The 22,550-nt window shown below is 39.2% G+C and carries 23 protein-coding genes; 6 read left to right on the forward strand and 17 right to left on the reverse strand.

The features are described 5' to 3' along the window. The 3 genes from Q8S11_RS05460 to Q8S11_RS05470 all read right to left on the reverse strand — a co-directional run. Positions 1-1,317 (reverse strand): exopolysaccharide biosynthesis polyprenyl glycosylphosphotransferase (locus Q8S11_RS05460; RefSeq protein WP_305661066.1); only part of this gene is annotated, 1,317 nt, incomplete at its 3' end. A gap of 5 nt (positions 1,318-1,322) precedes the next feature. After that, positions 1,323-2,438 (reverse strand): DUF1972 domain-containing protein, encoded by a 1,116-nt coding sequence (locus Q8S11_RS05465; protein WP_305661067.1) that lies wholly within the window; start codon positions 2,436-2,438, stop codon positions 1,323-1,325. 498 nt (positions 2,439-2,936) lie between these two features. Continuing rightward, a complete protein-coding gene (locus tag Q8S11_RS05470; protein ID WP_305661068.1) occupies positions 2,937-3,578 on the reverse strand; it encodes a DUF998 domain-containing protein in 642 nt (213 codons plus the stop codon). A 192-nt stretch (positions 3,579-3,770) separates the two neighbouring features. Between Q8S11_RS05470 and Q8S11_RS05475 the strand changes: the two genes are divergently transcribed. Next, positions 3,771-4,145, forward strand: coding sequence for a hypothetical protein (locus Q8S11_RS05475; RefSeq protein WP_305661069.1), 375 nt, complete (start codon positions 3,771-3,773; stop codon positions 4,143-4,145). Positions 4,146-4,870: 725 nt separating this feature from the next. Here the strand turns inward: Q8S11_RS05475 and Q8S11_RS05480 are convergent. The 8 genes from Q8S11_RS05480 to Q8S11_RS05515 all read right to left on the reverse strand — a co-directional run bounded on the left by Q8S11_RS05480 (position 4,871) and on the right by Q8S11_RS05515 (position 9,960). Next, complete coding sequence (locus tag Q8S11_RS05480; RefSeq protein ID WP_305661070.1) at positions 4,871-5,581, reverse strand: metallophosphoesterase; 711 nt, start codon at positions 5,579-5,581, stop codon at positions 4,871-4,873. Then, positions 5,578-6,657, reverse strand: coding sequence for an ACR3 family arsenite efflux transporter (arsB, locus tag Q8S11_RS05485; protein WP_305661071.1), 1,080 nt, complete (start codon positions 6,655-6,657; stop codon positions 5,578-5,580). The genes Q8S11_RS05480 and arsB overlap by 4 nt, the downstream gene beginning before the upstream one ends. Positions 6,658-6,789: 132 nt before the next feature. After that, positions 6,790-7,206, reverse strand: a complete 417-nt coding sequence (locus Q8S11_RS05490; RefSeq protein ID WP_305661072.1) for an arsenate reductase ArsC — start codon at positions 7,204-7,206, stop codon at positions 6,790-6,792. A gap of 53 nt (positions 7,207-7,259) precedes the next feature. Continuing rightward, the gene (locus Q8S11_RS05495) at positions 7,260-7,592 is read right to left on the reverse strand and encodes a helix-turn-helix transcriptional regulator (RefSeq protein WP_305661073.1); all 333 of its coding nucleotides are present in this window, start codon (positions 7,590-7,592) and stop codon (positions 7,260-7,262) included. A gap of 246 nt (positions 7,593-7,838) precedes the next feature. Next, a complete protein-coding gene (locus Q8S11_RS05500) occupies positions 7,839-8,045 on the reverse strand; it encodes a hypothetical protein (RefSeq protein WP_305661074.1) in 207 nt (68 codons plus the stop codon). A 180-nt stretch (positions 8,046-8,225) separates the two neighbouring features. Beyond that, positions 8,226-8,705 carry a hypothetical protein gene (locus Q8S11_RS05505; RefSeq protein ID WP_305661075.1) on the reverse strand — a complete coding sequence of 160 codons (480 nt, stop codon included), beginning with the start codon at positions 8,703-8,705 and terminating at the stop codon, positions 8,226-8,228. Between the two features lie 132 nt (positions 8,706-8,837). Continuing rightward, positions 8,838-9,746, reverse strand: a complete 909-nt coding sequence (locus Q8S11_RS05510; protein WP_305661076.1) for an NAD(P)/FAD-dependent oxidoreductase — start codon at positions 9,744-9,746, stop codon at positions 8,838-8,840. Further along, positions 9,733-9,960 carry a hypothetical protein gene (locus tag Q8S11_RS05515; RefSeq protein ID WP_305661077.1) on the reverse strand — a complete coding sequence of 76 codons (228 nt, stop codon included), beginning with the start codon at positions 9,958-9,960 and terminating at the stop codon, positions 9,733-9,735. The genes Q8S11_RS05510 and Q8S11_RS05515 overlap by 14 nt, the downstream gene beginning before the upstream one ends. Before the next feature lie 250 nt (positions 9,961-10,210). Here Q8S11_RS05515 and Q8S11_RS05520 point away from each other — a divergent pair, with 250 nt between their 5' ends. The 4 genes from Q8S11_RS05520 to Q8S11_RS05535 all read left to right on the forward strand — a co-directional run bounded on the left by Q8S11_RS05520 (position 10,211) and on the right by Q8S11_RS05535 (position 13,194). Continuing rightward, the gene (locus Q8S11_RS05520; protein WP_305661078.1) at positions 10,211-10,912 is read left to right on the forward strand and encodes a porin family protein; all 702 of its coding nucleotides are present in this window, start codon (positions 10,211-10,213) and stop codon (positions 10,910-10,912) included. A 4-nt stretch (positions 10,913-10,916) separates the two neighbouring features. After that, positions 10,917-11,627, forward strand: coding sequence for a DUF4386 domain-containing protein (locus tag Q8S11_RS05525; RefSeq protein WP_305661079.1), 711 nt, complete (start codon positions 10,917-10,919; stop codon positions 11,625-11,627). Between the two features lie 20 nt (positions 11,628-11,647). Further along, positions 11,648-12,511: a helix-turn-helix transcriptional regulator gene (locus tag Q8S11_RS05530; RefSeq protein WP_305661080.1), complete on the forward strand. Its 864-nt coding sequence runs from the start codon at positions 11,648-11,650 to the stop codon at positions 12,509-12,511. An 89-nt stretch (positions 12,512-12,600) separates the two neighbouring features. Then, positions 12,601-13,194, forward strand: a complete 594-nt coding sequence (locus Q8S11_RS05535) for a short chain dehydrogenase (protein WP_305661081.1) — start codon at positions 12,601-12,603, stop codon at positions 13,192-13,194. A 172-nt stretch (positions 13,195-13,366) separates the two neighbouring features. Here Q8S11_RS05535 and Q8S11_RS05540 read toward each other — a convergent pair whose 3' ends face one another. The 6 genes from Q8S11_RS05540 to Q8S11_RS05565 form a co-directional block, all read right to left on the reverse strand. After that, positions 13,367-14,521 (reverse strand): glycosyltransferase, encoded by a 1,155-nt coding sequence (locus tag Q8S11_RS05540; protein ID WP_305661082.1) that lies wholly within the window; start codon positions 14,519-14,521, stop codon positions 13,367-13,369. Continuing rightward, the gene (gene asnB / locus Q8S11_RS05545) at positions 14,518-16,428 is read right to left on the reverse strand and encodes an asparagine synthase (glutamine-hydrolyzing) (protein WP_305661083.1); all 1,911 of its coding nucleotides are present in this window, start codon (positions 16,426-16,428) and stop codon (positions 14,518-14,520) included. Before asnB ends, Q8S11_RS05540 begins: the two co-directional genes overlap by 4 nt. 35 nt (positions 16,429-16,463) lie before the next feature. Continuing rightward, complete coding sequence (locus Q8S11_RS05550; protein WP_305661084.1) at positions 16,464-17,159, reverse strand: DapH/DapD/GlmU-related protein; 696 nt, start codon at positions 17,157-17,159, stop codon at positions 16,464-16,466. Positions 17,160-17,716: 557 nt separating this feature from the next. Beyond that, positions 17,717-18,697, reverse strand: a complete 981-nt coding sequence (locus Q8S11_RS05555) for a GDP-mannose 4,6-dehydratase (RefSeq protein WP_305661085.1) — start codon at positions 18,695-18,697, stop codon at positions 17,717-17,719. Positions 18,698-18,762: 65 nt separating this feature from the next. Further along, positions 18,763-19,890 carry a glycosyltransferase family 1 protein gene (locus Q8S11_RS05560; protein WP_305661086.1) on the reverse strand — a complete coding sequence of 376 codons (1,128 nt, stop codon included), beginning with the start codon at positions 19,888-19,890 and terminating at the stop codon, positions 18,763-18,765. 60 nt (positions 19,891-19,950) lie between these two features. Beyond that, positions 19,951-21,336, reverse strand: a complete 1,386-nt coding sequence (locus Q8S11_RS05565) for an O-antigen ligase (RefSeq protein ID WP_305661087.1) — start codon at positions 21,334-21,336, stop codon at positions 19,951-19,953. A gap of 212 nt (positions 21,337-21,548) precedes the next feature. Here Q8S11_RS05565 and Q8S11_RS05570 point away from each other — a divergent pair, with 212 nt between their 5' ends. After that, positions 21,549-22,520 carry a hypothetical protein gene (locus Q8S11_RS05570; RefSeq protein WP_305661088.1) on the forward strand — a complete coding sequence of 324 codons (972 nt, stop codon included), beginning with the start codon at positions 21,549-21,551 and terminating at the stop codon, positions 22,518-22,520. Positions 22,521-22,550 lie beyond the last annotated feature (30 nt).

A 22,550-nucleotide genomic window follows, 5' to 3' on the forward strand; every position in this document is an offset into this window, starting at 1 on the left:
GTAATAGAGATCATAATTGACTCTTCGCTGCATCGAACCCGGTGCAGAGGTTTCTCCCCTGCAGCCATTCACCTGGGCATAACCTGTAATCCCTGGTTTTACAAGATGCCGTAGCATATAACGATCTACATTTTGGATGGAAGAAATATTAAGAGGGGTAACATGTGGTCTTGGGCCGACTACAGACATATTGCCTTTGAATACATTCCAGAATTGCGGTAATTCATCAATGTTCCACGCCCGTAAAAATTTACCTAAGGGAGTTACACGCTGGTCATTTTTTGTAGCCTGCAGGAAATCACCATTGGAATCAGTTTCAGGACTTCCATTATACATTGTTCTGAATTTATAGCATATTATTTTTTTGTTATTCAAGCCCCATCTTTCCTGCTTAAAGAATACAGGGCCTTTGGACGTCAGTTTTATCAGTAATGCTATGAATGGCATGAACCACCAACCTATCAGGATAAAAAATAAGATAGAGAATAAAAGATCAAAAAATCTTTTCAATAATTTGTTGGGCAGTCTGTCCTGGGGTAAGGATCTGAAATTTATTACGGGTAAAAGACCAATAGTATTGATACTGATATTACTCGCAGCGTATAAATAAAGATCAGGGATCATCCGAACCCGTTTTGCATGAAAGTCACAAGCTTCAATGCAGGTGCTTATGTGCTGGTGCTGGGCATTAGGCAGGGCAATAATTACTTCATCAACAGGATATTCTGCCAGTATTTTGTTAATGTCGCTGATCTTCCCAAGGTATTTACAACCGTTCAGCTTAGTGTTCTCATCATCCAGGAATCCAATACATTTATAACCATAATAGGTGTGCAAATTGATTGTATCGTAGAAATCTTTTGCTGCAGGTGTAGATCCTACCAGAATGATCTGCTCCTGAAGTCTTCCGCTATAAAAAATGCTATGCAGGTATTTTCTGAACAGGTATTTGAAGGATAGGACCAGAGTAAACAGTATCGGAAAGTAAAGGAGCAGGAAATTATTGCTTAACTCAACCCTGTTTCGAAAGAAAAATAAACAAGATGTTAGTGTTATCGCAAAAATTATTAATGTAACCAGTACATAGATGATTTCCTCAGCGAATTTATTGGAGCGTAAATCTCTGGATAATCCGGAAATTTGTGCTGCGCTATACCATGCAATAATTGATAGGAGTAGAAAAATATAAACAAAAGATTCCTGTCCGGACTGGATCTGACCTGCGGTTAAATAATCTGCTACCCAAAAGGACAGGATAAGCAGTGGGGTATCGATTAAATATCTGAATCCGTTATATAAAAAATAAGGTCTCGTCATGAGAATTATTTTTTTGATTTTGAATTGTACAACTCTATCATGGCATTTTGATACGCTGTTGTAACACAATCCCAGTTGTACTTATCTGTTAATCCTGAGCTCACCGTCGATCTTAATTGTTTAATTAAAAATTCATCTTTCTCAAGATTCCTCATGCATTCCTGTATCGATTCGGTACTCTCGTCAAATAATAAGCCAAATTTACCATTTGTCAACATTTCCCGATTAAAACTAGTATTTAAGGCAAGTATAGCACAATTATTGGACATGGCTTTAAGCATAGCGGGGTTTGTGCCACCATATTTATGACCGTGAATATAAGAAAAGCAGTTTTGATACAGGGCCATAAGTTCATCACTATTGCGGACGTAACCTATAAAGTGTACTTTTTCACCAGCCAGTTTTTTCAGATCTTCAACATATTTATCCCGGTAGGGGACATCTCCAACTACTACTAATTTTTTTTCTGACCTGGACTCCAGATATGCTTTGATAATCAGATCTGCATTATTATCGGGAATTAAACGACCAACAATCAGGTAATAATCATCAGGAATTACATTAAAACGCTTCAGTAGGTTTGGATCTGCTTTTTTGAAGGGGGGCGCCCCGTATGCAATAACAATGGACTCTTGTTTAAATTCCTGAAGATATACATCCCGCATTGCATCAGCATCTGTAATGACCTGATCGTAGAGTTTAGTCGCAAGCCTTGCTGCTAAGCGGAAATAAGCCGCACCAAGCCCCTTCCATTTAGGCCTGAGCCATTCCATTCCGTCCACATTGATCATTGTTTTTTTACCAGTGATCTTAGGTATCCAGCCCATTGGGCCAGCAGCCAGATTAACTACCAGAAGGATGTCAGTCCGGCTGAATGTAGCATGGATAATAGACAAAAATGAATGTATGATCTGGTTAAGTGATTTTGTATTTACAGTAGGGATATAGTGAAGATAAATACCATTAACGATTTTCGGCTTTCCCTTAAATAAATTTGCCTGGCAGTAAACATGAACCTCTACATCTTTTTTTACCAGCCTCTCGCCAAGTTCTTTTACAAAGGTTTCGAAACCACCATAAACATAGGGATAACCCCGGGTACCTATAATGGCTATTTTCATTTAATCATATAATCATTTTAAGGCAATCAGGGATATATTTTCTTAAAGATGGCATTCTGATGAATCCCAAAATATTCCTTTTTAAACCTTCGACAAAAGTATTTAATTAATTCTATATAGAGGAATTTAAAGAGAAGCTTCCTGCCCCTAATGGTAATACCCTCTGGTCGGTGTTCTCCTTACCATTAGCTCAATCACATCACATGGTGGGTGAAAATATATAAACCAGGGGTGCAGTTTTGTTGATACAGAGGATTATCACACGCGACACGCTTGCGCCCAATGTCATTATTTAAGTTTGAGTTCAAGCCCCTGCTGATTGCTCTTTCGATTCGAAATTTTCTCCGCCGACCCCCAAATATGGCCGCATATTTATAGATGACCCGTACCGGGACATTGCAATTCAATTAAAAAAGGAGATTACAATTGATATACTTTAGCTCTGTCAAGAAGATTTAAATGTACAATTTCATTGAATTTATTTTTCTGGAGACATTTTTAAATAGGCATTCTGTTTTCATGATTCTTGATAGATATCGCACAACTCACAATCCATAAAACAAAAATACCTTCTATAATGCGCTGGATTAATCCGGCATAATGGATTAAAGGGTTCGCAAATAAAATAAGAACAAAGAAAGCCGAACCGATGCCAAGTAAAATGGAGACCTGCGATAATCGCCCCCGGGTGTTGACATTCTTTAATCCGAAACCAATGAACAGGAGGCAGAGGGGCATTCCAATATAAGTAAAGAGTCCGCTCAGATTATGGATGACCTGGGCGATACCCGGATTGATCATTTCTTTATTGCATCCGGCTTCGCAAGGGAAAATTCCAACAGTAATTGTTGCCAATCCATAAAATAAAGCAATTCCATAAAAACTGAGCCTGATCTGCCTTGATTGAGGCATATTCATGGGTGCCGCTAGTGCAAATATCATTACCAGTATTCCAGATGGAATATATCCGAAATATCGAATTTCCTTTGAGTAAGGCCGGTCTTCGGACATGGACTCACTGATAAGCTGCAGGACAGAGTTATAATTTTCTGCAATAAAGCCTGCTACAATGGAAGCTATTACAAAAAATGCAGCTCCAAGTACACCACAGAGGAATATTGTTCTTTCGTTTAATCTCATGGTTGGGGAAAGGGGAAAAGAAAATAGGGAATGGAGAACAGGGAATGGCGAATAGGAAATACGGTTAACATCAGGTTCTCAAATTATAAATTCAATAAATCTGTACAATTATTTTTTTTAGCTGGTGCAGGCCTATGCTCATTTATTTCTCTAATTTATTTAGTATCTTGCTGATAAACAGACTAATCCATCATGAAAAATCTTTCAGGTAAACCAGTGATAATAATTTTTACTGTATTAATCATTGCTTTGCTGTACCTGGCGTTCCGTCCGATCCCGGTCAGCAGAGACAATTCAATTGTTATCAATACGACAATAGATAAAGTTAGTGAAGGTTCTGAGGATAACATAATCTTAAAGCTCAATAATGCCAGTGGAATTTTCTACATCAATCATGGCCTGCAGAAGGGATTAAACCTGGACACACTGCAAAAGGAATTGCTGAGCCGTGAAGTAACGGTACTTTATTTAAAATCCGGTTTTTTTAGCGGTTTCAGTCCGGTTAAGAGCACCAGATATATAACCGAACTTAAATTGGGTGATAAGGTAATTTATTCGGAATTATAGCGGAGGTCGTGGCTTTCGCCACGATGATAAATTGATTTTAAAATAGAAGTGTTGCATTCGAGGTATTAACACTCGGTATTTTACAAATGAGGTCGTGGCTTTCGCCACGATGACAAGTCATAAGTTAAGAAAATAGGAGATTCCGGCTCGGAGGCCGGAATCGGATGTAATAATATCTACCAGAAATTAAAATTTTTCCTTTTAATAATTATACACTACCGTTCACCTTAATTAGCACAAAGATCAAATGCAGGTATTTTTGGTATATGAACGAATATTTTGTTTATATGCATGCAAATAAATATAACAACATGCTGTATACCAGGGTGTCCAATAACATTAGAAAACGAGTTTATGAGCATAAAACGAAGGTGTTAAGCTCGTTTGGTATGAGCAATTTGAGGACATCAATTTGGCCATTTCCAGAGAGAAGCAATTGAAAAATTGAAAAAGAGCCTGGAAAAATGCACTTAACCCGAATTGGAATGATTTAGCAGAAAAGTGGTTTCTTAAATCATTTCCGGCAGGGTAGTCAGATTCCGGCCTTCGAGCCGGAATCTCCTTTTTACCCACCAACCAACTGTCATGGGGCTCGACCCGCCACCTTGCTGCCGGCGCTCGCCTGTGCCATCCTATTCAAACTGTCCTTGGGCAGAACTGTTCTTTCCTATTCATTACAATTATTGGTCCCTGTAATGCAGCTCGATGGCCTTCGCACAAGTGCCTCAAACCCCCTCCCTCAACCTCTCTCCAAATTCATCAGGCAGCGGACTCTCCTCAATTCCTTTCGCTGCTTTATCAACATCATAGTCAAAACGAATGAATTCTACTTTAATAGGATTAATATCATCCAGTGTTAGCATCACATAACCTCCCTGCGGATTTCCATCCTTAGGCTTTCCAACCGAGCCTGTATTGACCACCTGTTTATCCTGATCGATAATCCGGTGATAGGGTTTATGAGAATGCCCTACGCATAACATATTGGCACCCGCCTCATTCATCAGTTCTGTGACATAAGCTGCTTCAGTATTTTCAAGAACGTACTCATCCACGCTCCTGGGACTTCCATGAACCATCAATACATTGAACTCCTTATCTTGTATCTTAAACTCCAGTTTAATATGCGAAGGGAGTGTCAAAAGATAGACCCTGTTATCCGGTTCAATGATATGATAGGCATAATCTTTTCCGGTTTCCGCCAATGCTTCCCGACTGATTTGAGGCAATGCTTTAACTTTCAGATCATGATTGCCCACCAGCGTTGCTATACCCCGCTTCCGGATCTCATTTATAATCTCATTTGGCCATACATTATAGCCAACCAGATCACCGAGGCAGTAGAATGCATCTGCTTGTTTACTGTCCAGGTCTTTTAAAAATGCCTCAAATGCCGGCAAATTGGCATGGATATCCGAAAATAAGGCAATCTTCATTCAATACTTGCTACAGGTTTGTAATATTTATTCCGAAGCCAGTATGCAACATTAACCAATGCAATTAATGCCGGCACTTCTACCAGCGGACCTATTACTCCGGCAAATGCCTGTCCGGAGTTAATTCCAAATACCCCAATCGCAACTGCAATGGCCAGCTCAAAATTATTTCCGGCTGCTGTAAAGGCGATGGATGCATTTTGAGAATAATCAGCTCCCAATGCCTTTCCAAAAAAGAAACTCACAAGGAACATGATGGCAAAGTAAATGACCAGAGGAATAGCAATTCTAACGACATCAAAAGGGATTTGTACTATTAATTCACCCTTTAAACTAAACATAACCAGAATAGTAAAAAGTAAAGCGATGAGGGTGATTGGTGAGATAAAGGGGATGAACTTCTTTTCATACCAGTCTTCACCTTTAATTCGAATCAGACCATAGCGACTAATCACACCTGCAGCGAAAGGCAAACCAAGATAGATTCCAACTGATTTGGCAATTTCTCCGATGGTTATATTCACTTCCGAACCTTCAAAACCAAAGACCGGCAGCAGGAGCGTAATGAATACATAAGCATAAACACTGTATAAAAACACCTGAAAAATACTGTTTAAGGCAACTAAACCGGCAGCATATTCCCTGCTACCATCTGCAAGTTCATTCCAAACGATTACCATCGCAATGCAGCGGGCAAGTCCGATCAGGATTAAACCAACCATGTATTCAGGCTTATCCGCCAGAAAAGTTATCGCCAGAAAAAACATAAGCACCGGTCCGATGATCCAGTTCAGGATCAGGGAGGCACTCAGTACCTTTGTATTGCGGAACACTTCACCAAGGTTTTCATATTTTACTTTCGCCAGTGGAGGATACATCATCAATATTAATCCGATAGCTAAGGGAATGTTTGTTGTCCCACTCGAATAGGAATTAATAAATCCCGCACCCGAAGGGATAAAATAGCCTATTGCTACACCAATAGCCATAGCAAGGAATATCCATAGGGTCAGGTAGCGATCGAGGAATCCTAGTTTTTTTCGTTGATGCGCAGGAGCGCAGTTTGTTGCTGACATGGTGGCTATGATTATGATACATTTACTAATTTGCTAATTAGCTAATTAGCAAATTTTCTCTCCCGATAGTTTTCCGGATGTTAATTCCAATATATGTTTCCTTAGAATTTGCTAATTAGCAAATTTTCTCAATTACGCTATCTTCTTCTGTACAAACTCAGCCGAATACACCTTAATCATCTCCCTCACCCTCCTGAACTCCTCCATTATCTCCTCCTCCGTTCCTTTGGCTTTCGCCGGATCGGGGAAATTAAAATGAAAGCGTTCCACATTTCCGGGGAAGTATGGACAGGCCTCATTCGCATTGTCGCAAACAGTAATCACATAATCGAATGGAATGTCGAGATATTCATTTACATTGTTGGAAGTATGTTTTGAGATATCGATATGATCTTCGGCCATCACTTTAATGGCTCTCGGGTTTACTCCATGAGTCTCAATTCCGGCGCTGTAAACTTTAGCCTTATCACCTGCATAATGTCTCAGATAACCTTCAGCTATCTGACTTCTGCAACTATTGCCAGTGCAGAGTACGAGTATGTTTTTCATCTATTTAAATTTATATCAATTTTTATTTTTGCCGCTTTCTCCAGCTATTGGTTCTACTGGCAACAGACAGTTTCACCTTTATAATTTGCCAGAAAATCTTGGATGATTGATTCCAATACCTTCCATGTATCCGGGTCAATGCAATAGCATACACTTGTTCCCTCGATCGAACCTTTGATCAATCCAGCACTTTTTAATTCTAAAAGATGCTGTGATATTGTTGCCTGCGCCAGACCTAATTCACCAACCAAATCCCCGCAAATACAGGTATTTGAGATCATGATCCTTTGCAGAATAGCAATCCGTGCCGGATGAGCCAATGCCTTTAGCAGCATAGCCAATCTGTTCTGTTCTTTGCTGAAGATATCTGCTTTGGTTAATCCCATAATTATATATTGCAATATTACGATTGATTATTGTAAACTGCAATATTATTTTGAAGGGTTTTTGCTTGCTGTACTGCTTTAAAAATCACTATCTGAACTGTGATTTCTATGATTACCCTCTGGTCGGTGTTATCACCGTACCAGTAGCAATCACAGTTCAGATATTCCCTCTGGTCGGTGTTATCACCGTACCAGTAGCAATCACAGTTCAGATATTAGCATAAGACTATGTACAGTCCTGAATTTTCAGGAAGGTATTTTACTCCTGTAATTCAGGTAATAAACTAATGCGAAGGCAAAAAAGGGGGTAGCGAATAGGGCAAGCAAAACGGTACCCTCATACCCTAATGCAGTTCTGCGGCCATAATGCCCTATCCCAATGATCAGGAATAGGTACAAAATGATCAAAATGATTTCCGGGCCAGAGATATTTAGATATGCAAGGGTCATCATTTACAATACTATTACCTAAGATAAGATAATTTTTGGATTGGTTTTAGTTGATGATTGGAAATTGCAGAAAATCTACGGAGAAATAGGAACCTAAATAAATGCATATACATAATGAATAATTGAGAAATAAAAAAAGGCCACCCCGTCCAGGGGCGACCTTCATATTTGACTAATCTTTTTTTAATTATTTTTACGTCCAGCTCCGCCTGGCCTTCCAGCTCCAGCAGGTCGTCCCCCATCTGGTCTGTTTGTGTTTCCAACACCCTGCATCCTTTCACGGCTTTTGCCATTTGAGCGGGCAACATCACTTACCGCTTTGCCCTTTTCGCGTCCTTCATGCATAGTACCTCTGGCAGTACCGCTTACATCACGGCCGTGCATATTTTTATCGTTCGAGCCATTCAGCAAACCATCGTCCCTGCGATCAGCCTTACGATCCGCTCTACGCCCCATTTTATCAGCCTTGCGTGTTTCCCGCTCCTCTGGAGAGAAGATGCCGTCGTTATTGACATCGTACTTATGTTCGGTTCTGCCTTTGTCAGTTTTATCCTTGTCTTTAGCATATTCCCTTTGTTGGCCCTGCTTGGTTTTATCATTAGATTGAGCAAAAGCAGATACTGCAAATAGTGCAATAGCTGCCGACATAATTAATTTTTTCATGATTTCTATTTTTTGTTTCATATAAAAGTAATTGAGGAACATGAAGCGAACATGAAGATTGAAAAAAATGCCGGATTGTATCTGAAATTGAATTATATGATTTTTGGGATTGCTATGATTTCAAGAACTAGTTTAAAATCCTTCTTCTATTAATTCTTTATTTACCATCATTCCTGCAGTGGTTCCCATTGCAACTGCGTTAGCTACAGTCCGCATTCGAGTGCAATTGTCACCGCAAGCAAAAATTCCCCCGATGTTAGTTTTTTGAGCAGGGTCTACCCGGATATATCCCTCATCATTTATTTCACAGCCCAGCATTTCCGGAATGCCGCTGTGCTGAACAAATGCACTCCGGGCATAAAGAGCTTTGACAGGAGTATTGCTTCCATCTTTAAAATGGACGTTTTTTACATATCCGTTTTCATGTTCCAATTGGTCAATTTCTGCCTCTTCTATTTTTATATTATGATTTCTGAGTTTTGCCATTTGCTCAATGCTTAAATCTGATTTTCCGTTTGTGAACAAGGTCAGATCATCAGTCCAGTTGGAGATCAGAACAGAGAATTCGAACCCAAAATCACCGTTCCCCAAAATTCCGGTCTTCAGATTTCTGACCTCATAGCCATGACAATATGGACAGTGAAGAACACTGATGCCCCAGCTTTCTGCATAACCCGGGATTTCAGGAATAATGTCTTTGATACCTGTGGCTAAAATCAATTTCGATGCGTTGAATTTTTTACCCGAATCCGTCCGGATCTCAAAGCCATATTTGGTTTTTTTCCCATCCATTGCCAGTCCGCTGAAAAATTCTACCGTCGGATAGCACATCACCTGTTGTTTTGCAAGTGCAGCAATTTCATCAGGTTTCTTTCCATCTTGAGTAATAAAGTTATGTGAATGCGGTGTTTGCCTATTGCAGGGTTGGCCAATGTCAATGATCAATACCTTTTTCAAAGACCTACCAAGGGCCATACCAGCTGCAAGTCCTGAATAACTGCCCCCAATGATTATTACGTCATATTGATTATTGTTTTTCATAATCCTTTGATGAAAGTTTGCGAACAAGTATTTCAATAATTGGAATTCCTGCAAACACCATCCACGGGACTAATGTAATGGTTAGCAGGAGTGTCCTCTGATACAATGGAATCGCAGATAATTGCTCTCCAAACAAATACAGAAATAGAGTGATTGATGGATAGATAACAAGCCAAATTTTAAGGGATGTGATCAGTTTCATTTTTGTTTTCATTCTTACATTTTATTTAAATCATTTACTGAATACAAATCTCGCCTTCGCATGATCCTATTTGATAGGACAATGGCGGATTTGAATAGTACTAAGTCAAACTCTTGCATTAGTCCTATAGTATGGTCATGCTAAAATTTGTAAAGTATTGAAAATCAGATATAATTTAAGATATGTGCAATTCAATCACGTAATTGTCCTATTCGTGGAAATGGTGCTGGTCTAATTTTGTTTCATCAAAAAACAAAAAATTATGAAACCAACATTAAATGCAGGACTCATACTTGGTATGATTTTCCTGAGCACAAACACATTTGGCCAATCCTTGGATCTGGTTCCTGAGCACACAAAAAAGGACAGAACAACTCAAAGCACCTATCTTGATCCTGTCCTTAAAATGGTTAGTACTTCCATGAATTATGGTAGTTCAAACGCTTCATTAGCAGATTATAAGAAACAAAGCAGGGGAGTTCAAGCGGGTTTAACCTTCCAGGCTGGCCTGACACCTGATTTTTCATTGGCATCTGAGCTGTACCTGATCATGAAGGGGGGCAAATTAAAGGGCAATAATCCAATTACTGGGAAAGAAACTAGTGACAAGTTATATTCCCTTGAACTACCGGTACTTGCCAGACTTCATGTCGGTAAATTCTATACCAATGCCGGACCTTCAGTATCCTTTAACCTTTACGGAAACCGGAAAATGGATGGGCAGAAAAGGGATCTCTCATTTGGAAATGCGGGTCAGGACTTCAAAAGTTTGGAGGCAGGTATTCAAGTTGGAGGAGGCTATACTTTCAAAGCAAAGCAGCGTATGGTTACCCTCGACTTCAGGTATAATCATGGCTTGACCAATATCTCTAATACTAGGGAAATATATAACAGGAATGTAATGATCAGCATGCATGTTTATCAGCCATGGAAATCAAACCTTTTTTCAACAAATAAAAAATAATAAAATGGAAAGAAGTATCACATCTCAAAAGGATGCAATCACAACCGGTGCATTCTTTATAACTGCTACAGTAGCAGCAATCATTGGAATTAGTTTGTATGATCCCATTTTAAATGATTCAAATACTTTGTCGGCAGCCTCCGCAAATTCAAATCAGATTGAACTAGGTGCATTATTTGAATTAATACTGGCCTTTGCCAATATAGGAACAGGAATTATGTTATTTCCTTTTCTTAGAAGATACAGCGAGAGCTGGGGCCTGGCTTATGCCTGTTTCAGACTCCTGGAGGTTGTATTTATTCTAATTGGGATAATAAGTCTGTTGTCAATAGTAAAATTAAGTCAGGAATATTCCGGGACAGAATTGGCTGCACTTCAGTCCGCAGCAAAGACCTTAAAGACGATTCATTCCTGGTCATTTATACTCGGACCTCATTTTATGCTGGGTATCAATACCTTTATTTATAGCTATATCTTCTATCAATCGGGACTGGTGCCAAGGAGACTCTCAATTTTGGGACTTTTTGCTGCGGTTCTGATTTTGATTGCTGCGGTTCAGGAAATATTAGGATTTATGCCTCATTTCTCTGCACAGATTATACCCTATGCCTTCCCAATTGCCATTTATGAAATGATACTGGCAGTCTGGCTGATCCGCAAAGGTTTTAATCTGGAAATGATAAGGCCTGTGCAGTATTTGTCGGAAACTTATTAAATTGATTAACATTTTTACAAATGAAGAGCATTCCTGTCAGACAAATCCGTTCTTCTTTCATGGAAGAAGCTACTCCTGAGCGTTTTAACATACGCAGGCTGGAAGCTGTAGTAGGCAACAAGGACTTATTCCATGACCTGCACAGACATAATTTTTTCTTTATTCTGGCAGTAAAAGATGGGAATGGTACACATGATATTGACTTTAGTTCTTACCCGGTTAAAAGCAACTCTGTTTTTTTCATTAAGCCTGGTCAGGTGCACCAGCTTGAGATGAAAGCCGGTTGCTCCGGGTATTTGCTGGAGTTTAATGCTGAGTTTTATCATCCGGCAAACAAAGCCGCAATTCAACATTTAAAAAAAGCAAGTAACCGGAATTTCTGCCAGTTTGATAAGGAAGGCTTTAAAGAGCTTAATCAGATATTGGAAATTATATTCAGTGAATATTCCGGTAAACAGGAGGCATATCAGGAATGTATCAGGGCAAGTCTCGATATTTTAATGATCGGATTGTTTAGGCAGAGTCGTAATTCAGCCTCATCACCCTCAAGCACCCATCTTTATGCTCAGGAAAGACTGGAGGAGTTTTTCGAATTGCTTGAGACCCATGTCACGGATCATAAGCAAGTTTCATATTATACCGATTTAATGAATCTCTCTGCATTTCAACTCAATGAAATTACAAAATCAACAGTAGGCAAAACCTCATCTGAACTCATAAATGATCACATCCTTCTTGAGGCAAAACGACATTTGCTGGCAACCCCAAATCAGGTTAAGGAGATAGCTGAACAGCTTGGTTACGAAGATGTATCTTATTTTATCCGCTTTTTCAAAAAACATACCGGATACTCTCCCGAAGTATACCGGATTAAGCACAGTTAAATCCTGCTAAACTCCTTTTTTGTCCTATCCTTCAGTTCCTGCCTACTATAATTTTGTTTCAATAAAATTTAATTAAAACGATTACAGAAATGAAAATTATCATTGTTGGTGCTACAGGCACTATGGGCAGGTATTTAGCAAATGCATTCGAAAAAGATCATGAAATTATTAGGGTCGCTTCTTCGGGAGGAGACATTCAGGCCGATATTACCTCAACCGAATCAATAGAAAATATATTTAAGAAAGTTGGCTCGTTCGACGCACTGATTTCAACTGCCGGGCCTACATATGTGGGTCCCTGGAAAACGCTTACCGACAAATTATTCAGGCAAGGTGTAGAGGGTAAGATGATGGGGCAGATCAATCTGGTACTTATCGGTCAACATTACATCAATGCCAAAGGCTCTTTTACTTTAATAACCGGAGAATTAACGCATAATCCTCAACTAAACTTTGCAAATGCATCTGCTGCGAATGGTGCGATTGAGGGTTTTGTTCGCGCGGCTGCAATTGAATTACAAACCGGAATCAGGATTAATGCAGTAAGTCCGACAGTTATTGAAGATTCTCCCCAATATTTTCCATTCTTTCCCGGAGAAATCCCTGTGAGCATGAAACACTTAGAGTATGCCTTTCGCAGAAGTGTGTTTGGTGCCAATACCGGACAAATAATAAAACTATAGGCTATCTAAAGGAAGGTGGTCGCATGTGTCGCTTTGTTACATTCGACCACCGGGTCGGCTAATCTATTACGACATGTGGCCCCTACAGGGCAAATGGGCAAAAAGGCACCTAACAGAAATCTTGAATGCTTAAATATTGACATTGCGCATGCGCCAGCGTAACTTACCATTCCTATTTCAGGATATTCTCATAGAGCCTCAGAATATTTTCCTTATGCAGCTCCAGACTGAAGTGTTTTTCAACCCTCTCCTTTGAACATTCACCAAATAATTTTAAGCTTGAAGGGTCATTCAAAAAAAGTCCAATCTTATCTGCAAGATCTTCTGCATTTTTATTTTCAAACAAATAACCGTTCTGTGCATTTGCAATTTGTTCAGTAGTGCCTCCTGCATTGGATCCAATTACAGGCAGACCTAAACTCATCGCTTCCATAATAACACCGCCAAAAGGTTCGGGCTCGCCCGAAGGCAAAACGAAAACATCAAATAATTTGTAAAAGGGGAGAGGATCGGGTAAATGTCCCAAAAAATGTATCCTGTCTTCCAGGTGATATTTTTTGATCAGCGCTGTTATGGTTTGCTTTTGCCATTCATAGCCCGGAACATAATCTCCGATCAATACTGCCTGAATATTTTTTCCGGTTCTTTGAGTAATTATTCCAATGGCTTCAATCAGGTATTCCTGACCTTTTCTTATTAGTCTGATCCTTGAAGTACAACCCAGCACCAGATCCGCCTGTTTCAGACTTTGCTGGAGTGCCTCAGGGATAGAAATGTTTGCTCTGCTCTGTGGAATTTCAAAACCATTATAAATAGTCATTACATTTTGATGATCCTGAAATTGTGCAGCCATGGTTTTAGATACGCATACCACCCTGTCAGAAAATCGGGTCATGTAGGCAGAATAAATTGGCCAGAACTTTTTAAAATCACCAAACCATTCCCTGATATGCCAGATATGTTTCCTCCCCGAGATTTTTGCAGCAAGTGCTGGAGCAGGAACAACTCCCGAATTGGTGTGAATGATCCTGATATCGTATTTGCGAATAATTTTTCGGATTGTAAGCAGGTTATCGAAAAACCGGACAAGGGTAGATCCAATGAATCTTAATTTAAAAGAATTACGGGTGAAGATGTAAAGACTCTCATACAACAGGATTCTGTCAGCAGGTAGTATCGCACTCAATTCGGCATTCAAACTGCCTGCTTCAGGTAATAAAACATAAACTTTGTACTTTGCATTCAGGATCCGAACCAGTTTAATCAATGAGCGGCTCGCGCCATACATATCGCCACTATGTCCGACTAATAAGATGTTTTCCATCATTTCGTAAATCCAAATTTAGATTCATGTTGCCTGTGCCATTCCAAAAAGCAAAAAATATTCCATATTAATCGGAAATTCGTTCCGGGTTTTTGTTTTTGCACGTCCTGCCACAAATCGTTAACCTTGGCGGCATCCAGATATGGATTATTTTTCAGGTTTTCTTCCGAAAATAAAAAAGTAGATAGTTCAGACAGACTGGAATTGAGCCATTGAAGTTTCGGAGTTTCAAAACCCTGTTTTGGCCGGTTTGATATCAGCTCAGCGACAGAAGGCGGCAATTTCTTTTTTAATAATTTCCTCAGATAGTTTTTTGATTGAAATAAATACTGATTAAAGTGAGAAGATGATTTTAATACCTCTTCAACAAGCTGATGATCCAGAAATGGGGTACGGGCTTCAACACTGCATGCCATCATCATTCGGTCTGTTTTTACAAGCAGGTCGTCGGGTAACCAGGTTAGAAGATCGAGCATGAGACTTGATTCCAGTTTACCTGATTTTTTTTCAAAGTCCTTAAGAAAACTATCAAATTGACTTTCGTAGTTCCCTGAGTTCTGTTTAGCAGTATTCAGGTAGTTGCGGCTTAGTTCCGGACTAAGAATGGATGTCCACCTGGAAACACCCGTATCTTTTTTGAAATTTCCGATACTCTGTAGTTTATTTCTGATACGGTCAAATTTATGGATTCCCAAACCCGAAATTATTTCCATAAAGGCACGGGCACCTTCAAAAGGTAATTTGCCTAATTGGTAATAATATTTCTCATAACGGTAATGATCGTAACCGTGAAAGAGTTCATCGGCACCTTCTCCCGATAAGACTACTTTAACATGCTGACTAATTGATTTTGAGATCAGGTAGGTAGGAATGATCGCTGAATCACCCATGGGCTGATCGGCATGATATATTGAAGAAGAAAAATTTTCAACTGTGATATCATCCAGCCTTAGGGTAATGAGGTCAAGGTCAAGGGAAGTGGCTACTTTTTGTGCATAGAAAGATTCATCAATTGACTTTTCTGCGAAACTAACATTAAAGGCTTTTACTTTTTTTCCGGCCAGTTCATGCATATAACAGGCAAGCAGGGAGGAATCAATTCCACCACTAAGCAGCAGTCCGATATCGACATTGGCAACCAGCCTGTACTTTATACTTTCTGCAAGCAGGCTGTCAATCTCTTCGATCTCAGGTATATCTTTTCGTTCGCCAACAAAGTCAAACATACTCCAATAAGACAAGGTTTCTCCCTGGTCTTTATTGAGTTCATACCTGTATATAGTTGCCGGACTTATTTGTCTTACGTTTTTATAAATGGTAGCGGGACCCGGTATGTATTGCAGCGAGAGAAAATTCAACAGACTCTCCTCATTTATTTCAAGTGGTATGTTTTTGAATGCGTGGAAGAATTTTATTTCTGAAGAAAAGACAATAAGCTCTTCATTTTCAAACAGAAACAGAGGTTTTTTACCCAATCTGTCCCGGGCGAAAACCACCTCCTTTTCCTTACGGTCATAAATGACCATCGCGAACATTCCCCTCAGAACTTTGCAAAAGTCTGCGCCATATTGAATGTATGCAGCTATGATAACTTCTGTATCGCTTTCTGTCCTGAATGTATGGCCGAGTTTTTTCAGATCAGTTCTCAATTCCTGATAATTGTATATCTCACCATTAAAGACAATGATATACCGTTCACAGGTAGATTGAAATGGCTGATTTCCATCGGCTGAAAGATCGATAATGGATAAGCGGCGATGGCCTAAGCAAATATCGTTTTCGGTCCATAATCCCTTATTATCGGGACCACGGTATTCCATCTGATCGAGTGCATGACTGAGGGGATCAAAATAATCTGAGCGGAAGTTTTTTACTTCCTTTTTTGATATTACACCAATGATACCACACATAATCAGATTATTCTTGTTCGGTCAAAATCAGGAAATTATTTACGGCTCTTTATGACTTTTGCCGGAACTCCACCTACAATACTGTAGGGGGGGACATCTTTGGTTACCACACTTCCTGCTGCAATTACTGAACCCCGCCCTATGGTTACGCCTGCCAGAATTACGGTATTTGCTGCAATCCAGCAATCATCTTCTATTTTGACAAATTCCCGTTTTACCCCCTGTTCTTTTATGCTTAGTTCGGGGTGGTCAAATAAATGGTTTTCGGCATAGATACTTACTCTGGGCGACATCATCACATTGTCTCCTATTTCAATAAAGCCAGAGCATCCGATATAAGAATAAGGTCCAATACTGGAGTTATTACCGATTTTGAGCCCTTCGCCAATTGCAGAGCCATAAATATTGGTGGGTCTGATGATTGCGTGCTTTCCGATGGTTACCCGGTCTCCTGCTACTATCCCACGGTAAGTCATGCAGTTTACCTCAGCATAATCCTCAACTATAAAATCCCTTCCAACACTCAGGTGCCGGGCATAACGTATGGAGGCTCCTTTACCAACTAATACCCATCCGCTTGAACGTTTAAAAAACAGACGTTGAATCATCCCGCGGATGTAAAAGAAAGATAAACGGTATAGGGTAGTCAGAATATCATAGCTCTTCCATTCTGGGGGGAATCGGTCAACAATAAACTTGAATCTGCGGAAGAATCCTGTTTCTGAACTCATATGATAAAAGCAAAACTATGATTAAATTTTGAATTGCAGGAAAGCTGCATCTCAAAAGTATGGTATAAAATTTTAAGAATCTAAAATGGTGAAAACGGGAATTAAATTATTGCTGGATTTTTCAGCCTCTGCGCATTTTGCCGGTTCTTTGGAATTTTATACCTAAATGGAAATCTATCAGGTGTTTCAAAAATATTCATTATCAAAAAACAAAAGACCATTTTGGCGCTGAAGCACCAGTATTTGTTCCGTTATGGTCGCTTTGGTTTTGGGCTGAAGCCCTCATGAAATCCTGATCCTGGCCCGGAGCTAAAGCACCGGGCTACTTAGCGACGGCTATCGCAAGGCCTGGAGTTTTTTATGGAATCATGACATTAGTTCGGTCGCTCAATAGACCCCAGCTTTAGCTGGGGTCTATGAGATTGTTTGTTTTAGGGCTTTAGCCCAATATTTAGAGAGATGTGAGGAGCTGTTACATTAGGCTTTAGCCCAATCTGAAAACGGCATTTTCACCGGTATTAAAGCAACGGGTTGGACAGCAATTCGGTAATCCCAGTTTAGTAGGAGCTTGGCGAGTTAAGATTTGAAAAGCTTAATTCGTGTTCAATCATGTTTTCAATGATTGAATTAAGTCCGAGTTTAGCTTTCCAATGTAGCTCTCTGTTGGCTTTGCCGGGATCAGCCCTGCCAATTTGTAAATCGCTAGGCCTCCTTAGCACTTCGTCAATAACGACATGTTCTTCCCAGTTCAAATCCAGGGCTCTGAATGTAAAATCAATAAATTCTTTCAGTGTATGGCTCTTGCCTGTAGCAATGATATAATCTTTTGGTACGTCTTGCTGCATCATTAGCCACATCGCCTCTACATAATCAGGTGCCCATCCCCAATCACGTTCGATATTGATATTCCCCAAACTAAGTTTATGTGATCTGTTCCTGTGAATTTTGCAGGCGGCTGAAATGATTTTTTTGGTTACAAAGTGTTCGGGTCTTAAGGGTGATTCATGATTGAACAAAATGCCTGTACAGGCAAAAAGGTTATATGCTTCCCTGTAATTATCAATTTGCCAGAATGCAGTTGCTTTGGCTATAGCGTATGGGCTTCTTGGATGAAAAATGGTGTTTTCATTTGCAGGTATGCTGCTATCCCCGAAACACTCACTGGAGCCAGCATTATACAATTTGATAGCCAGATTACTGAATTTTATTGCCTCCAGAAGATTCAGGTTTCCAGTACTTATACTTTCGTGGGTTTCATGAGGCTGATCAAAAGATAAACGGACAGAACTCTGTCCAGCAAGATTATAAACTTCGTCGGGTTTTATCTTGTTAATACATTCAAGGGTATTGCCAAAATCAGTAATATTTATTGAAATCAGGTTGAGATCGTCTTTTATCCCAAGTTTTTTCAGATTGATAAATGGGGATGTTTGTGCATCACGGGATGCCCCATATACATAATACCCTTTTTCAAGTAAAAATTTAGCCAGGTATGAACCATCTTGTCCAGAGACCCCACAAATTAAAGCTTTCTTCACGTATTTAGTTTAATAGCCAGTATTCGATTGAATACGCAGTAAATGATAAATAGTTTACGAAAGTGCTAATTTTTATTGAGAGCTGCCTTAAAAGTTTTTATTAATTCTACAGCGTTCTTTTCCCAGGAAAAAAGTTTCAATCGTTCACTTCCTTTTCTGATAAGTTCAAACCGGAGTTCATTATCCTCTATAAGGGCAATCATTTTCTTACTGATGTCTTCAACATTAAAAGGATCAAAGCAGAGTACTGCATCGCCTCCAACCTCGGGCAGGCAGGTATTATCAGATACAATTACAGGCAGGCGGTGATGAAAAGCTTCAAGTACAGGCACTCCAAATCCCTCATTTATTGACGGGAAAGCATATATTTCGGCATATTTATAAAAATATGCCAGATCCTGATCGCTTGCATATCCCGGGGTCAGAACAAATTCACTGAGTTCAAGCCTTTCAATAATTTCACGAATTGCGACACTATCATCCATGTCGCTTTTTGGGCTGGGCTGTCCAACAAGAATCAGTGAATAATCCTGGTGCCCTGAGTGTCTTAATAAATTAAAGGCCTCAATTAATCGTACTAAATTTTTTCTTTTTTCTAGTGTACCTACGTGTAAAATAAATTTAGAGGTAGGAATATTGAATGTTGGAATATAGCCGGCTTCAGGCTCGGCTACAGCCATTTTCTTCGGTGCAAGATGAATTGCCTTGATCTTTTGGCAATCTATACCGGTGAAAAATGCAATTCTGTTTCTGGTATATTCTGATATTGTAATAATGAATGGTGCTTTTTTAGCAGCGCTTACCCCGAAAATTTTGAATAATTTAAGCCATTGAGAATTATAATGGCTGGAATATTCAAAGAAAAAAGCATCATAAAATACAGGGATGGCTTTGAATCCCGGCGTAAAGTACGGGACAAAGTAATCGGTACAAAATAGGATATCGCAATTGTTAAGGTTTGCTTTGATTGGAAGCATGATCTGTTTCCATATTATAAAGCGGATATGTTCAATCAATTTAAGCAGCTTATAACGTCCGGTATAAACCGGAACAGTAGTGTCGAAAAATACGAATTCACAATCGTACTTTCCACTCTTAAATTGATTGTAAATTTCTTCCAGATAAGTTTTTGAACCTGTCTTTGCAATCCTGAGGTCACGAATGTCAAGTCCTACTCTTATTTTATTCGACATGTAAGGGTATAGGTCATAAATGCTGCAAAAATAATTTATTTATCGTTATTTGGTTGCTGTTTAAGATTTTTCCACCGGCAAGGGTTTAATATCAGTTGCATGTCCCGCAATCATATGTACAAACAGGCCGGATAGAAACCAGCTCAAATAAGAAATGTAGACTGATGATTCAAGTTCTGAAGTTAAGAGCGGTATGATAAAACCGATTTTCATTAGTAGCAGACTTAAACAAACCTGTCTTTCTTTACCCTGTAATTTCGGAAACCATTTCCAGCATGTTTTGATGAAGTAAATATGCATCCATAGATAGAGCAGCAAAGTTAAAATTCCTGTTTGTACGCCAATAATAATATATTGGTTTTCTCCGCCAACCGTATCGCTTAAACTTACTGCAACCCTCCCTGATTCACCCAAACCTAATCCTAATGGATTAGCGGCAATAGCTTCTATACCTTCAATCCAGGCAAGTACATGCCCAATACTTGATGGGTTAGTAAATGTGATTGTTTCATAGATAAACTCGTACAGATCAGGGTTCATTACGAGCATAAAGAATATAAAGTAAACTGAAACTGCTATAAAGCCGGCATATATGATATTTAGAATTAGTTTTTTCTTTGTGATCAGTGCATAAATAAAGATCATAATGAAATAGCTCGCGAGGGAAGATCTTGATAATGCGAAAAAAATTGAAAACTGAGTCGCAATAATAGCAATGATACCCAGAGTATCAACTTTGATTCGGTTGTCATCAGTTGTATACAGACCGGCCAGGATTGCCAGGGTTAAAAGCGTAGATGCGGCAAATTCAAGAGGGTTTGCAAAAAAACTGGCAAATCTTCTGAGGCCTGTTGATGTCTCGAAAGTCCATGAAAGATCGTAATTGCCACTTGCTTCCTGATTAAAAAAATAGAAGTTAAAATCGGCATATCCTGTCAGGGTTTGAAAATGCTGGTTGCTGATAATTTCAAAAAACAAAATCCCCGCGGCTGCAATAAAAACCGCGAGTATGTAATGATAATACTTGCTGATATAAATCCGCGCGGGGTCAAAAATACGCCCGGCAAAATAAATGAATGTAAAAAAACTCGAACTTTTGAATGCAATTAGCTTATCGCCTAAACCATATTGGCCAATTGGCAGAATAACATAAAGCAAGGTGTAGAAAAAGTAGGCCAGAATTGCATAATCTATAGATTGGAATCTGATTTGTCTTTTCAATTCCCATATGCCTATCCCCAGGGTCATTAAGATCAGTATTTCCTTAAATGGCTGCATTAAAGGAACAAGGTCTGCAAAACCGGATTGCAGGGCCACCGATAAACTTGTGGTATAGATAGGAAGGCCGAAAATCAGAAATATAAAAATCCCCTGTTTGTTCCTCGAAATCAGATTTTTAAGTGCAATAAAAAAGGCAGAGAAATATATGAGTGCGAATATGAACATTCTTACCTTTAATTATTTAATGATGAAGAGCTCTGGACGAAAATTTTGTAAAAATATAGGAATTATTGATTGTGGACTAAATTTTATTAACAATTGATGTTGTTCATTTTGTCTGAACTGTGAATAAATCACCCGGAATCATAGTTCAGATAAGGGGCTGCAGTTGGAAGCTGACAAAATAAATTAAAATAATCCGCTATTTTTGCCGAAGAATGAATGCAATTTACACAGTATGCACTTATAACCACATCGGAAGGGCTTTGTCATTGGCCGATTCAGTTAGCACTCATTGCCAGGACACCAAATTTATTATATGCCTGATCGATACTGTTGATTCAGGTTTAATTCCTGAAGGGATTGAACTGATTACTGCTCAGGAGATGAATTTATCATTCCTTAATGAAATGTGTTCAAAGTACTCCCCCCTTGAATTGAACAGCGCCCTGAAGCCCTATTTTGGTAATTACATATTCGAAAAATATAAAGAGCTTGATCAGCTTATCTTTTTGGACAGTGATATCTTATTGTTTGACGATTTGCATCCTGTTTATGAGAGTTTAAGTTCCAATAGCATTGTGCTAAGTCCTCATTCCCTTAGCTCGGTACCCGACGGTACGGATTTTGACGACAGAGTGTTTCTCAGATCTGGAATTTACAATGCGGGGTTCTTCGGACTGAAAAGGGATCAGAATTCAAAAGCATTTCTTGACTGGTGGATGGGCAAACTCAGGAATGAGTGCTTTTTTGATTCTAAACGTGGCATGTTTGCCGAGCAACTCTGGCTAAATCTGGTTCCGCTTTATTTTGAAAGTGTAGATATTCTGAAACATGTGGGCTGTAATGTAGCTTACTGGAATCTCCACGATCGCATATTGTCAAAAAATGACGGAGTTTTTTATGTGAATGGTAGTGTTCCTCTTATATTCTTTCATTACAGTGGAGCCTCAATATCCTGTATCGAAGAAAACAGGGTTTCGCAGCATCAGCAACGGTATACATTTACGAATCGCCCCGATCTTTTCGAAGTTTTTAAGCTTTATACCGATTCACTCAATAAGCATTCTTATGAAAAGTTCAATCAGGTTTATACCCTGAACAGCTCATTCAGAACCCGCTCCACCTTAGTGAAAGCAGTTGGTGAGTTTTATAAGAAAGTGATTAAGAAGTTATTTTATATTAAATAAGGAAGATTCCCTCTTAAGATTCCTGTAAAA

It is taken from the genome of Daejeonella sp., assembly GCF_030695525.1.
GTDB lineage: Bacteria > Bacteroidota > Bacteroidia > Sphingobacteriales > Sphingobacteriaceae > Daejeonella.